Origin of the sequence: Chryseobacterium turcicum, assembly GCF_021010565.1 — a bacterium.
Lineage (GTDB): Bacteria > Bacteroidota > Bacteroidia > Flavobacteriales > Weeksellaceae > Chryseobacterium > Chryseobacterium turcicum.
Genome location: NZ_JAJNAY010000001.1, coordinates 3,230,411 through 3,242,535, shown reverse-complemented (window position 1 = coordinate 3,242,535; position 12,125 = coordinate 3,230,411). Strand labels below are relative to the sequence as shown.

Here is a 12,125-nt window from a genome sequence, read left to right as displayed (position 1 = left end):
ATTATACGGCGTGGGCTGTAAGTTTCTATCTGGATGTTGGGTTCTTCGCAGTACCTCTTGCACGGATCAGCTTCAGTTCCACGCTTTTTCATTTTAATAGAAGATATCGGAACTGGATTTTCTTACTCAATCATGGAAAATACTACAGAAACTGTAATCGAAGATTATCATTTTGTTTTACAGAAATTTATTAATCTAACATTGTTTGGAAAGGTTGGTAAACCAAATTTCTCGAAGAATAACGATGAAATCGAAATTCAGAAATCATTACTCGATTTTTATCATTTGCTACAGAATCAAAGTGAAGAAATAAGCAATGAAACTATTAATTTATATTACAAGAAAATCATTACTAACTACCGAAAAAAGATTAAGAATGAGGACTTAGTCGATCTAATGAATTGCTATGGTTTCAGTAATGTAAGGATTGTGAATAATATCTTTAGACTGCTGGATACGAAAGATAATTTGAAGGATATTGATACTCAAAAACAAGATAATGAAATATTAGAGAAACTCATTTGGACAAAAGAATTTCCTGATGAAATGAAAAACTACTTGCATGTTCAATTTTTCGATTTTTTAAAATTCATCCCTTATGAATCAAAAGTAGTTACAAAAGAGCATTACTTGTTTTTGGTTGATCGCTATGTAAGACAATACGATTACAACAAAGTTCTCAATATTGCTTATCAGAATTTTGATGAAATTGATTGAAATTTTTATTTAACCTTATTTTTTTCTAACCACTTATTGTATTTTTCTAACTGTTGAGAATTTTCAATAAAACCTTCTAAATCTTGATTGTATGTCTTTATACTTTCAATTTGAGATTTTAATTGAGATTGAGAATTCATTCCTTTTATTCCGAAATATACAGCACCAATAGTTATCAAAGAAGCTACTAATATATAAAAGTAGAAGTGGCTTATTTTCAGCTTATTTTCAGCTAGAATAGTTTTTAAACTTGTTTGATTTTGATTAAACAATAGCGTAAGTCGGTTTATTTCTTCAGAAAATTCTGAAATATTTCTAGCATGCATCGTTTGTAAATATTTCAAATCAGGTTCAATCTTAATCGTTTTAAGCTCGTTAATTTTTGCAGATAGATTAGGTGAAACATTTTTCATTTCTTTTAAAGAAGCTTCTAATCCATCAATTTGTTCCAGAAATATTTCTAATGTGTCTTGTAATTTTGGTGTTGCTTTCATAGTGTCATTTTAATATCCTATCCCTTGAGAGACTGTCTTTTTTACAATTTCCTTGATTATTTTTGTTGAAATTTTTAATGCTACATTTTGCACAATCTCCAATGGCTTGGTGAATGATAAATTAGAATCTTGAAAAGGAATACCATTTTCCATTATTTTTTTCAACCCCAAGTTTCGATTTACTTCACTTGCTTTAAAATCTTTCCTAGTCGCCAAATCCATCATACGATGTCCTTGTATCTGTCCCTGTTTATTAATAGTGGGAGTAACTTTCACTCCGAGCTCCGCCATCTTTTTCGTGTATAATTCCATAGATTTTGGATTTTGATTCATTACAAATTCATGCTTTTTTAAGATTTCATTTTTTACTGCTCTATCTAAATCTTTTCCTTGTTCAATAGTTTGAAGTTTATTAATCATGATCTCTTTAGCAGAGATCAATCCATTTTCTTTCGCAACCTCATGTGCAGCCCATTGTGCTTTTTTACCAATAAAATGATCCGAAATTAATTTGCCGTTGTCCTGAACTCTATTTGCAATAATATGAATATGCTTATGAGATTTCTCGGTATGTACAAAAGCGATAAACTGTTGCTTTTCCGGATCAATATTTAGTTTTTTCATAAAATCTCTTGTAATTTCACGTAGCTCCTTGTTGGAAAGTTTTTGTCCTTCTGATTTTTCGGGTGAGAGAACCAGCGAAAAAGTTTTATTTTGGGCATTCTGATTCAAATCCTGAATAATCTTCATTTCCTGTAGAATTTCTTTAGAATCCTCGCCACAGACACCATTTCGACAAAGTTCATAACCCTTTTCATCTTGCATCACATAATTTCCCAAAGCTGCGCCACCTTTACAGGATTGTGCCATTCCTATCATATCATAATATTGTTTTTTCCGACTATTAATTATTGAAACTTCTTCAAATGTTCACGAATTAATCTTCCAGCTTCCATGGTTTCCTGTTTCATTCCGGTAACATCCCCGAGGTTAAAAAGATTTGAGATTCTTCTAAAATTATCCGCATACTTTGAAAGCGATTTATAGCATTCTATTTCTTCTTCACTAAGCCGACTTTTCAATTCTTTTTCAAAAGCTAAACGACGTATAAATTCAGAAACTGAAAGCCCGGCTTTATTAGATTTTTTTTCAATAACTTTCTTTTCAATTCGAGATACCCTTATTTTTATAAATTCATTTTTCATTGTTGAAGTTTTACTTAATCGCTAAAAGCGATTTTTCCTTTTGCGACCTTCGGGAGAAAAAGCGGGATGGCCTGAGGGGAACTCAAATCTGAAAGATTTGTGGGCACAAAGGCACATCTCGCTATATCACGACCCTTATCTACTCATTAAAAAATCATTAATATCTTTAAATTCTTTGTACAAACCCCTTTGATCATTTGCATTAGGAAATATATTTTTCAGTTCAATAGTTCCTTTATCTCCTGCATTATCATTATCGAGGTATAACTCAACTTTCTCATACTTTTTTATCATTTTTTCAAGTAAATAGGTTAGCGATATAGAATTCAAAACAGCATAATCAGCTGACGGATTTCCAAAAATTTCATCCATATTTTTGAAAGACATAAAATCCATAAAACCTTCAAAAATTTGAAGAGTACTTGAATTATTTTCGAAAGTGGAAATATTTTTCTTCCCAAGACAGAGCTTTGCATACTTATTCCGAATTTCGAAACCGCCAGAATTATTTTCAAATGCTATCCCAAAATATTTTTTACCTGAAATTTCGTAATGAATTTCTCGTAAATAATTAGTTTTGAAGTTTATGTTTCTGCTATCTAAATATTGAATTAATGCGGGATGCTGAAGATCTTTAATTGCTGAAATTTCAAAACTAGTTTCTCTTTTTGCAGTAATTTCTTCCTTTATAAATGCATAATCTAAACCTGCAAGATATTTTAAAGCATCTGAGACTGAACATTGCTTAATCGCTTGAACTAACGAGACATTATCAAACTTCTTTCCTGTACCAAAATCAAAAGCTGTATTCCCTACGAAATTCACCGAAAGACTAGGGGTTCTTTCTTCACGATCCAGCGCAAAATAAAAAGCTGTTCTATCATTGCCTTTGCTCGGAAAAAGAGAGAAACTCTCCATGATACTCTTTATAGAAATATTTTTTGCCTGCTGTATATTCATTTTTAAATGTTTTTTCCGACTATAAAAAAAGTTATCTGCAATATTTTTTTTCTTTTCTAAAGCAAAAAATCAAAAAGGGAGATAAAGTCTAATTTTTCTAAATTTTTTCTATTTTTTATTTTATTGATTTTGAGATATTTGAAAATTCGGGTTTCTTGTTTTTTTATCCACATTTATTATTTAATTAATAATATTAAAAACATTAATAACATTATATAATTAAGGAGCACTTTTTCAATTCCTTGAAACGACTTATAGAAAGGCGTTTACAGAGATTTGCATTTGCGAAAAAGGGAGATAAAGTCCGGAAAAAGGGAGATAAAGTCTTAAAAAAGGGAGATAAAGTTCACTTTTAGGGAGATAAAGTCCGCTTTTAGGGAGATAAAGTTCGCATTTAGGGAGATAAAGTCACTGGATTTTCAAGATGGACAAATACAGCTTTAATATATTCGTCGCCCTGCATTTTAGCATCTATTTTTCCATTGAGTGTTTTCGATAATTCCCTATGTCCTTTCACTTCAAATAATTTTTTCAAAACATTCAAGTCGATTTCTGATAGATTTCTCTTCTTCTTCAAATACTTCAAAGATCGAGTGATTTGCAACTCATTAATAGTCGGATATTTCTGATTGTCACCTACTGAATTTTTGGTGTCGTAAAATACAAAACTGTAAATACCTTTGTCACAGTTGTAGTTAAAGCTTAAATCATTGAACGAATCCAAGTCAGCCTTTACATTCCTCAAAAAATCTCTTTCGAATTTAGCCCTATTTTCATATTTATTTTTGGGCATCGATAGTTCTTTTAGAATTTCCGAATATTCTTTAACTATAAATTCTTGTTTTCTAAACTTCAATAACCACATTAAAAAACGCAAAGTGTTCGGTGATGACACATTGTATGGTAAATCTTTTTTAAGTGGAAAATAGGGGTTCATATTAAGAAGATGTTTCATTACAGCTTTATCCATCTTGAAATAAATGTTTTTGCTGTTCCACTTCGGTGAAATAATAAAAGGAACTGCACTGTATCCGTTGATGGATTCATCCCGTAATGTAAGCCAGCTAACATTTGTCATATTCACCAGAGCCTGTTTGATTGAAAAATTTTTCATTTTTTTCTCTTCTTTTAGCTCTTTATTTAGATCTTGAAAAGGAATTAGAAATTCTACATAACCTTGATTAGACCAGCCATCATAACAATCATCAAAAGATAATTGAGTTTGGTTTTCAACAGGACTCTTAACATTAATAAAAAGTGATTGTTGATCCTTGATTGCAGAAAGAATCGTCGTAATAATTCGCTGCTCAATAATCGATGTTTCTTGAGAAATCAGTACTTCTCGGAAATCATTCGATATAAGCACTTTTTTTCTGGGCTTAGGAGAAAAGTGATCACGATCCATCATCACTTTATTTTTTCTTTAAAGCAAATTCAATAGCTTCCTGTTCAATTTCAATATTTGATTTGGAACTGTTGGAAAGCAACCATTCGTCAATTTTTGACTTATCAAAAAATAAGATTTTTCCATTAGGTTTGGAAAACGGTAGTGAATTAGAATGAACTAATTTGTAGATATAGGATTTCTTAAATCCTGTATATTCTGCAAGTTCTTCTACATTGAGAATTGGTTTTAAACTGAAAATATGCTTTTCAATTCGATTGAGCTTGTGAAGAATGATTTCGTTTTCTAATGCTGTCATTGTTTTGGATTTATGACAGCAAAGGAATAAATAGGTAATAAAAATAGAAAAGCTATGTCAGTTGTGACATAGCTTCCCATAGGTGATTTACAAAGATTTATTAATAAAACTACTATAAATATCAAATTCTGATTGTTGATACAAAAGTAGATCATCAAAATTAATATTGTCAAATGCATTTTCAAATGACCTCTGATCAAGTTGCCCAATATATGTATCTCCTGTATTTGAGTCTTTTTTTTCAAAAAGAAATTTTTTCTCCATCTCGTTTTTAACATTTTTTTTAGTGAAATGTTCATCTTTCAAAATAACTTTGAAAAAGAGAATTAAAGTAACATAAGTAAACTTACCATTAACTTTCCCTGTCCAAATAATTTTTGTTTTATTCTTTAGATCAGAATATATAAATTGAAAATCATCTTTCTTAGTATCTGAATTAATCTTTTTAGTTTCAATTAAATAATTAAAAAATTTTGAATTTGAATTATCATCAATATCCTTATATAATTTTTCATCAATTTTAATATTACTGACCATAGATTTCTTAATACTTGCTACATACATCAAATAATAGATTGAAAAAGAACAAAATAAGATTATGAGTACTGTATAAACTGTGGTTAAAAACCAAGAATTATCGGTATCTCCATGCCATAGAAGTTTTGCTAAATAAAAAGAAAACAATCCAAAACATGCACTAAAAAACAATGCACTTCTATCAAAATTTGAATTCCATGAACTTTGTTTGTTATCAAGATATTCAAATGCAAATTGTTTAAAGTAATTCATTGAGACATATACCTGTAATAATGGTAAGCTTAACGAAGTAATTAAAATAAAATAGACTAGTGTTGTCTCCATAATATAATTTTTAAAAGTTAATTTTTAATGTTGGTATCATCTCAGCAGCTTCTTTCATCTTAGTGTCCACGATTTTTGCGTAAATAGCTGTGGTTCTAATTTCTCGATGTCCAAGTCTCTTTGATACTGTATAAATATCTGCACCATTCTCTAGAAGAAGGACGGCATTTGTGTGTCTAGCTGAGTGAAAAGTAATATGTTTGGGTACTCCAGCACGATTGCACCAGCGGATAATTTCGGTATTATAAGTCATCCCATATTTTAATCCTCTAAAAACTCGATCTAGTTGATCTTGTCTTTCACCAAGTAATTCCCTTGCTTGAGCAGAGATATAAAGATATTCTACGCCATCCGTTTTTTCTTGACGATAATTTATTTTAGAGACTTCTCCTTCATCACGTACTTCAGACCAAATCAATGTATTAATATCTGACCAGCGAAGACCAGATAAACATGAAAATAAAAAAGCTTTCTTCAAAACAGGATATTTACATTCTGCTTTTGCTAAGGATTGCAGTTCATCAAAAGTCAAATACTCTCTTTGGCTTTCCGCCTGTTCAAAAGATTTAGCTTTAGAAGCATAGTTTATTGATAGATACCCATCATCAAATGCACTTCTTAAAGCTGCTTTAAATTTATTGAAATATGAATATTTGGAATTTTGAGATAGTGGTAAGTCACTTTTTGTCTTGGCAACGTGATCAAAATAATGGCGGACTTTTTTAATCAGTTCCTCATCAACTTCGTCGAAGGTTAGATTTTTTGAAATGATTTTATTAAGGTGTTGTAACGTAGAAAACCAATTGCCATAATTGTTAGAAGAATCCTGCCTTTGTTTTTCCTCAGTTTTTTCTTCAAAATAATTCAAAAAGATACGTTTTGACTTTGTCGTATTCTTTAAATCGAATTTACCTTGAACAAATTCTGCTTTCCGGATTGATAAAACATTTTCCGCGAATTCAAGTCCTTCTTTATTGTGCTTCTTTTCTGTAGAAGTCTTAGGATTGCCGAATAAATAGGTATCTAAATTCTCGAAACTTCGGATATGCCGTCTTTTACCCTCCTCATTAATTTCCGAGCCACGATAATATTCAATAGAAAGACTAATTCGTCCATCTTTCAAAGCTCGTTTATTGAGTGATATTTTCATAATTTGTATTTTTGTACTTCTTTGTACTACTTAAAAGAATTAATTCTAAAAAGTAGTACATGATTGGTAACAAAAGTACAAACAAAGTCTTATAAAAGAAAATAAAAATTACATAAATAGCTATTAATCAAATACAAGAAACTAAAAGAAAGCAAGAGAAAGCATATTTATTTCCCGATACAGAAAGTAAAAACTAATTCATTTACAGTTCATCATTCGTTACTTCACCAGAAATTTCACCGAGATGTTCTAAGGCATTTCTTAGCTCATAAGCTAAAAGCTCTGTAGAAATCTGGAAAGTGATTGCTTCTTTTACTTTATTCACAGCATCCATAGATTTTCCTAAAGCTTCAAAGTGACGTTGATTGGTAATAACTACGTTACTTTCTTCAGATTTTAGTTGTTCTACGTAAGAAGATAATTCGTCTTTTAAATCTTGCATATTTTGATTTTCAACCGCTGAAATGGTGATGAAATCAAAATCTTGTGCAATTTCTTTTCTGAAAATATTTTCTACCAGTTCGTATTGAGCGGGAGAAACTTCGTCAATTTTCGTAGCGCAGATTATTAATTTTAAATCATCTCTTTGCAAAGATTTTATCATTTCAATGTCTTCAGAAAAGTTTTCCGTAGCAGCATCGGCGAGGTAAACAAGAATATTGGCATTTTCTACTTTTTCTTTTGCTTTTTTTACACCGATTGCTTCAATTTCATCGGCGGTTTCACGTAAACCAGCGGTGTCAATCAATCTGAAAGCATGACCTTTTATGTGAAGTATTTCTTCAATGGTATCTCTCGTTGTACCTGCAATATTGCTCACAATCGCTCTTTCTTCTTTTAGCAAAGCGTTGAGAAGGGTTGATTTTCCTGCATTAGGTTTTCCGATGATAGCAACGGCAGTTCCATTTTTAATAGCATTTCCGTATTGGAAACTTTCAATCAGAGAATTTAATTTAGCTTCTATTTTATCAAGCAATTGATTCAAAGCACTTCTGTCTGCAAATTCTACATCTTCCTCAGCAAAATCAAGTTCCAATTCGATTAAAGAAACAAAATTTAATAAATCGGTTCTTAAAAAAGAAATTTCGTTGGTGATTCCACCTTTTAGTTGATTTAAGGCTACTTTTCTTGAAGCTTCATTTTCTGAAGCAATTAAATCGGCAATCGATTCAGCCTGGCTTAAATCAATTCTTCCGTTCATGAAAGCACGCATTGTAAATTCACCGGCTTTTGCCATTCTTGCTCCGTTTTTAATGAGAACTTCCAGAATTTTCTTGGCAATATGTGGTGACCCGTGAAAAGAAATTTCCACAGAATCTTCAGCGGTAAAGGTTTTTGGAGCTTTGAATACAGAAATCATCACCTCATCAATTACTTCATCGCCATCTTTTATAAATCCATAATGAACGGTATGCGATTGAGCTTTTTCAAGATTTTTACCGTCAAATATTTTTGCGGAAACAGGAATTGCATCATCCCCAGAAATTCTGATAATTCCGATGGCTCCGATGCCGTTGGCAGTAGCAAGTGCGCAGATAGTGTCATGATTCATGTTGCAAATTTACGGTTTTATATGAAGATTTTTATGTTAATCTTCAAACCGATTGATTCTGACTAAATTTTACTTTAGATAATTTTATTTAAGCTTTTCACCTAATGAATATACTTTTTCAATCCATTTTTTACGCTGCTCATCTTTTGAATTTTTAATAATTCCGACGTAAGTAACTTTTACAGGCTTTATTCCGCAAAACTCTAAAGTTGATTTTTTGAGTTGATTGACACTCGGTCTTCCGTAAAATATTCTGTAATACCAACTGGGTTGATCTAATGTTGTGATGATATGTACCGTTTTGCCTATTAAAAGTTTATCCCACCATACCGAATTTTCACGATATTTAAATGCTAAACCGGGAAGAAAAAGACGGTCGATAAAACCTTTTGTAATCGCAGGAAGTCCGCCCCACCAAACCGGATGTACCCAAACCAAGTGATCTGCCCATTGTATAATTTCCCAAGCTTTTATTAAATCAGGTTCCCAATCCATTCTTTTTTGATAGCCAAACTCTAAATTGGGATTAAAATCAAGATTTCGGATGATAATTTCCTTTATCTCAGCTCCTGAATTTTCAGCTCCATTTTTATAGGCTTCAGCTAAAGCAAAATTAAATGATTCCTGATTGGGGTGCCCGTTGATTAATGCGATTTTTTTCATGATTTATTTTATTTGAATACCCTTAATTCTGTATTGCAAAATTATCTATCATGCATATCAATGAATAGGACAAATGTCTAAAAAGAAATTTCCTTTCTGATGCGGCTCAAATGTCTTTGGGTAATACCTAAATAGGATGCTAAATATTGCAAAGGAATTTTTTGAATATAATCTGGTTGATTTTCAATTAAGAAAGCATATCTCTGAGTTGCACTATCTCGTTGCAGTTGGAAAAAGCGTTTTTCAAGTTCCAAATATTCCTGTTCGGCAATAATTCTTAGAAATTCACTCCATTTAGGATTTTCAGAGCTAAGTTCTTGAATTTTTTCTTTCTTAATGACCAATAGAGTAGCTTCTGCAATGGCCTGTAGATTTTCTATGCTTGGTTTATCAGAAATAAATGAAGAATAAGAAGCCAATAAATCATTAGGAAATCTAAAGCAATATGTATTATCTTTTCCCTCTTCTGAAATATAATAAGACCTGAAAATTCCCGATTGTATAAAAGCAATTTCCTTGCATTTTTCACCTTCTTTTACAAAAAAATCATTTTTTGAAAGTTTTCTTTCTTTAAAAAAAGTCAAAATATTTTCTATTTCATTTTCTGAAAAAAGTTTGAAATTTTGAAAAAACTGCTGAATCATCACGTAAATAAATTAGGCTATTAATTGTAACAAATTTAAGTAAAGATTTCACGGTAATAAAAAAACATCGCCCCTATTAAATAGAGGCGACGTTAAAGGATATTAGTTTTTTATGTATATGTGTGATCGGTTTTGATTGGACAAAAGTAGGTGATGAGAATTTATTTTATATCAGGGTATATCCCATAAATAACACCGTAAAAATACGGTATAAAATAAAAATCGTTCTGCAATATTTATTACAGAACGATTGTATGATTGATATCAAAAAGTTGATAATTAGTTTTGTTGAAGTGGACTTACTAAGTCTAAAAACCAATCTTTTACTTCACCTTCCAAATGTGGAGCCAATTTTTCTTCACACGTTTTATGATAAGTATTCAGCCAGTTGATTTCATCCTCAGAAAGAATTTCTTTGACGATGGTGTCTTTAAAGAACGGGCAGAAAGTCAATGTTTCAAAATCATAGAAAGTTCCTGATCCAGTGGTTTCAGATTCTTTTACAGCAAAAAGATTTTCGTGACGGATTCCGTATTCACCTTCCACATAATAACCGGGCTCATTTGAAAGAACCATTCCTACCAAAAGTTCCTGCGGATTCATATCCTTTCTAATATTTTGGGGGCCTTCATGCACATTCATAAAGCTTCCAACTCCGTGGCCTGTCCCGTGATTGTAGTCTTTTCCGTTCATCCACAAAGGAAGTCTTGCAATGGCATCTAACTGTACTCCTCTTGTTCCTTTTGGAAATTTCACCATCGATAAGCGAATCATCCCTTGTAAAACTAGAGTAGAGTTGGTTTTAAACTCTTCAGAAACTGCTCCTAAAGCTAACGTTCTTGTAATATCTGTTGTTCCTTCTAAATATTGACCTCCAGAATCAACCAAGATACTTGCGTCGTTGGTCACTTCTTTGCTTCCCTCGCTTTTAGCAGAATAGTGCATCATTGCACCGTTATCTTTGTATCCAATGATACTTCCGAAACTTTCACCCACAAAATTTTCACCTGCAGCACGGAATTCTCTTAGTTTTTTACCAATAGAATACTCGTTCATGGTTTCTTTTCCTGCATTGTGCGTTAGCCAATAAAGGAATTTTACCATTGCCACACCGTCTCTCACCATTACTTTTCTGAAACCTTCAAGCTCTGTCTCGTTTTTCTGAGCTTTCATCAAGTTTCCAGGAACAGCAGCTTTCACAAACTCATTATCAGTTTTTAATGCTTCAAAAATCGACTGGTTGCTGTTTGGTGAAACTAAAACGTTTTCGTTTCTGATGGTTCTCAAATGATGATAAAATTCTTCGTAAGGCATCATTTTTACTAATGAATCATCCATTTGTTTTCTGGCTTCAACCTCCATTTTTTCAAGGTCTGTAAACAGAATTGCATCATTTTTAGTGATTAAAACATATCCTAAAAATACAGGATTGCTTTCTACATCACTTCCTCTTAAGTTTAATGTCCAAGCCACGTCATCAAGACTTGAAATCACATGAACGGTAACTTCCTGCTCTTCCATTTTTTGACGAATTGCAGAGATTTTATCGGCCACAGATTTTCCTGCTCTGTCTAATGGATGCACGAAAATCGGGTTTTTAGAAGGTGTTCCTCTATCTTTCCAAACTTCTTTTAATAAAGGAGAGTCTACCAAAGTTAAATTTTTGGCATTCAGTTTTTGAGATAAAAGTTCCCAGTTTGCATGTGAAGTTGCTAAAGCATTTACTGCTACTTTTCCGTTGGCAGGAATTTCAGAGATAATCCAGTCAATATAATTGGGTGTTCCCTCCATTCCGTCTTTGAAAAGGTCAATTCCTGAACCAGCTAACTCGATGGGAGCTTGTGTGAAATATCTTCCGTCTGTCCAAAGTCCAGCTTTATTTGTAGTAATTACCACAAAACCTGCTGAACCAAGAAAACCTGAAAGCCAAGCTCTTTCTTGCCATTCTTCAGGTAAATATTCGCTCATATGAGGATCTGCAGAATATACTATAAATGCATCAACATTATTTTTCTGCATTTCTTCACGAAGTGCAGCTACTTTTTCCTTTGAAGTCATTTTTTTATAAATTTTAAAGATGGAAAGTTACGAAAAAATGAAGTTGGGAAGTGTTTTAATCAAAAAAATATTCTTGATTAATAGTTGTAATTTAAAATCTGATTTGATGGATAACTTT

At 31.9% G+C, this 12,125-nt stretch carries 12 protein-coding genes and 1 pseudogene; 1 reads left to right on the top strand and 12 read right to left on the bottom strand.

All coding sequences use genetic code 11. The annotated features are described in order from the left end of the window. The first annotated feature begins 132 nt into the window (after window positions 1-132). Window positions 133-717, top strand: a complete 585-nt coding sequence (locus tag LO744_RS14685; RefSeq protein ID WP_230670406.1) for a hypothetical protein — start codon at window positions 133-135, stop codon at window positions 715-717. A gap of 5 nt (window positions 718-722) precedes the next feature. Here LO744_RS14685 and LO744_RS14680 read toward each other — a convergent pair whose 3' ends face one another. The 12 genes and pseudogenes from LO744_RS14680 to LO744_RS14625 form a co-directional block, all read right to left on the bottom strand. After that, complete coding sequence (locus LO744_RS14680; protein WP_230670404.1) at window positions 723-1,211, bottom strand: hypothetical protein; 489 nt, start codon at window positions 1,209-1,211, stop codon at window positions 723-725. A gap of 9 nt (window positions 1,212-1,220) precedes the next feature. Then, the gene (locus LO744_RS14675; protein WP_230670402.1) at window positions 1,221-2,036 is read right to left on the bottom strand and encodes a relaxase/mobilization nuclease domain-containing protein; all 816 of its coding nucleotides are present in this window, start codon (window positions 2,034-2,036) and stop codon (window positions 1,221-1,223) included. A gap of 83 nt (window positions 2,037-2,119) precedes the next feature. Then, on the bottom strand, window positions 2,120-2,416 hold the full coding sequence (locus LO744_RS14670) for a plasmid mobilization protein (protein WP_230670400.1): 297 nt from the start codon (window positions 2,414-2,416) through the stop codon (window positions 2,120-2,122). A gap of 135 nt (window positions 2,417-2,551) precedes the next feature. Beyond that, window positions 2,552-3,376 (bottom strand): toprim domain-containing protein, encoded by an 825-nt coding sequence (locus LO744_RS14665; RefSeq protein ID WP_230670398.1) that lies wholly within the window; start codon window positions 3,374-3,376, stop codon window positions 2,552-2,554. A 394-nt stretch (window positions 3,377-3,770) separates the two neighbouring features. Further along, window positions 3,771-4,784 carry a RepB family plasmid replication initiator protein gene (locus LO744_RS14660; RefSeq protein ID WP_230670396.1) on the bottom strand — a complete coding sequence of 338 codons (1,014 nt, stop codon included), beginning with the start codon at window positions 4,782-4,784 and terminating at the stop codon, window positions 3,771-3,773. 4 nt (window positions 4,785-4,788) lie between these two features. Next, a complete protein-coding gene (locus LO744_RS14655) occupies window positions 4,789-5,079 on the bottom strand; it encodes a helix-turn-helix transcriptional regulator (RefSeq protein ID WP_230670394.1) in 291 nt (96 codons plus the stop codon). Between the two features lie 87 nt (window positions 5,080-5,166). Further along, a complete protein-coding gene (locus LO744_RS14650) occupies window positions 5,167-5,940 on the bottom strand; it encodes a hypothetical protein (protein ID WP_230670392.1) in 774 nt (257 codons plus the stop codon). Window positions 5,941-5,950: 10 nt separating this feature from the next. Next, window positions 5,951-7,090 (bottom strand): site-specific integrase, encoded by a 1,140-nt coding sequence (locus tag LO744_RS14645; RefSeq protein ID WP_230670390.1) that lies wholly within the window; start codon window positions 7,088-7,090, stop codon window positions 5,951-5,953. 167 nt (window positions 7,091-7,257) lie between these two features. After that, a pseudogene (gene mnmE, locus LO744_RS14640) lies at window positions 7,258-8,642 on the bottom strand (tRNA uridine-5-carboxymethylaminomethyl(34) synthesis GTPase MnmE). Between the two features lie 84 nt (window positions 8,643-8,726). Further along, window positions 8,727-9,305, bottom strand: a complete 579-nt coding sequence (locus tag LO744_RS14635) for an NAD(P)H-dependent oxidoreductase (protein WP_230670385.1) — start codon at window positions 9,303-9,305, stop codon at window positions 8,727-8,729. Between the two features lie 77 nt (window positions 9,306-9,382). Next, complete coding sequence (locus LO744_RS14630; protein WP_230670383.1) at window positions 9,383-9,949, bottom strand: Crp/Fnr family transcriptional regulator; 567 nt, start codon at window positions 9,947-9,949, stop codon at window positions 9,383-9,385. A gap of 279 nt (window positions 9,950-10,228) precedes the next feature. Beyond that, window positions 10,229-12,007 (bottom strand): aminopeptidase P family protein, encoded by a 1,779-nt coding sequence (locus tag LO744_RS14625; protein ID WP_230670381.1) that lies wholly within the window; start codon window positions 12,005-12,007, stop codon window positions 10,229-10,231. Window positions 12,008-12,125: the final 118 nt, after the last annotated feature.

What these genes read in the sequence shown, in the direction of transcription:
- LO744_RS14685 (WP_230670406.1), top strand. Translation starts at nt 133, where the DNA reads ATGGAAAATACTACAGAAACTGTAATCGAAGATTATCATTTTGTTTTA.
- LO744_RS14680 (WP_230670404.1), bottom strand. Translation starts at nt 1,211, where the DNA reads ATGAAAGCAACACCAAAATTACAAGACACATTAGAAATATTTCTGGAA.
- LO744_RS14675 (WP_230670402.1), bottom strand. Translation starts at nt 2,036, where the DNA reads ATGCAAGATGAAAAGGGTTATGAACTTTGTCGAAATGGTGTCTGTGGC.
- LO744_RS14670 (WP_230670400.1), bottom strand. Translation starts at nt 2,416, where the DNA reads ATGAAAAATGAATTTATAAAAATAAGGGTATCTCGAATTGAAAAGAAA.
- LO744_RS14665 (WP_230670398.1), bottom strand. Translation starts at nt 3,376, where the DNA reads ATGAATATACAGCAGGCAAAAAATATTTCTATAAAGAGTATCATGGAG.
- LO744_RS14660 (WP_230670396.1), bottom strand. Translation starts at nt 4,784, where the DNA reads ATGATGGATCGTGATCACTTTTCTCCTAAGCCCAGAAAAAAAGTGCTT.
- LO744_RS14655 (WP_230670394.1), bottom strand. Translation starts at nt 5,079, where the DNA reads ATGACAGCATTAGAAAACGAAATCATTCTTCACAAGCTCAATCGAATT.
- LO744_RS14650 (WP_230670392.1), bottom strand. Translation starts at nt 5,940, where the DNA reads ATGGAGACAACACTAGTCTATTTTATTTTAATTACTTCGTTAAGCTTA.
- LO744_RS14645 (WP_230670390.1), bottom strand. Translation starts at nt 7,090, where the DNA reads ATGAAAATATCACTCAATAAACGAGCTTTGAAAGATGGACGAATTAGT.
- LO744_RS14635 (WP_230670385.1), bottom strand. Translation starts at nt 9,305, where the DNA reads ATGAAAAAAATCGCATTAATCAACGGGCACCCCAATCAGGAATCATTT.
- LO744_RS14630 (WP_230670383.1), bottom strand. Translation starts at nt 9,949, where the DNA reads ATGATTCAGCAGTTTTTTCAAAATTTCAAACTTTTTTCAGAAAATGAA.
- LO744_RS14625 (WP_230670381.1), bottom strand. Translation starts at nt 12,007, where the DNA reads ATGACTTCAAAGGAAAAAGTAGCTGCACTTCGTGAAGAAATGCAGAAA.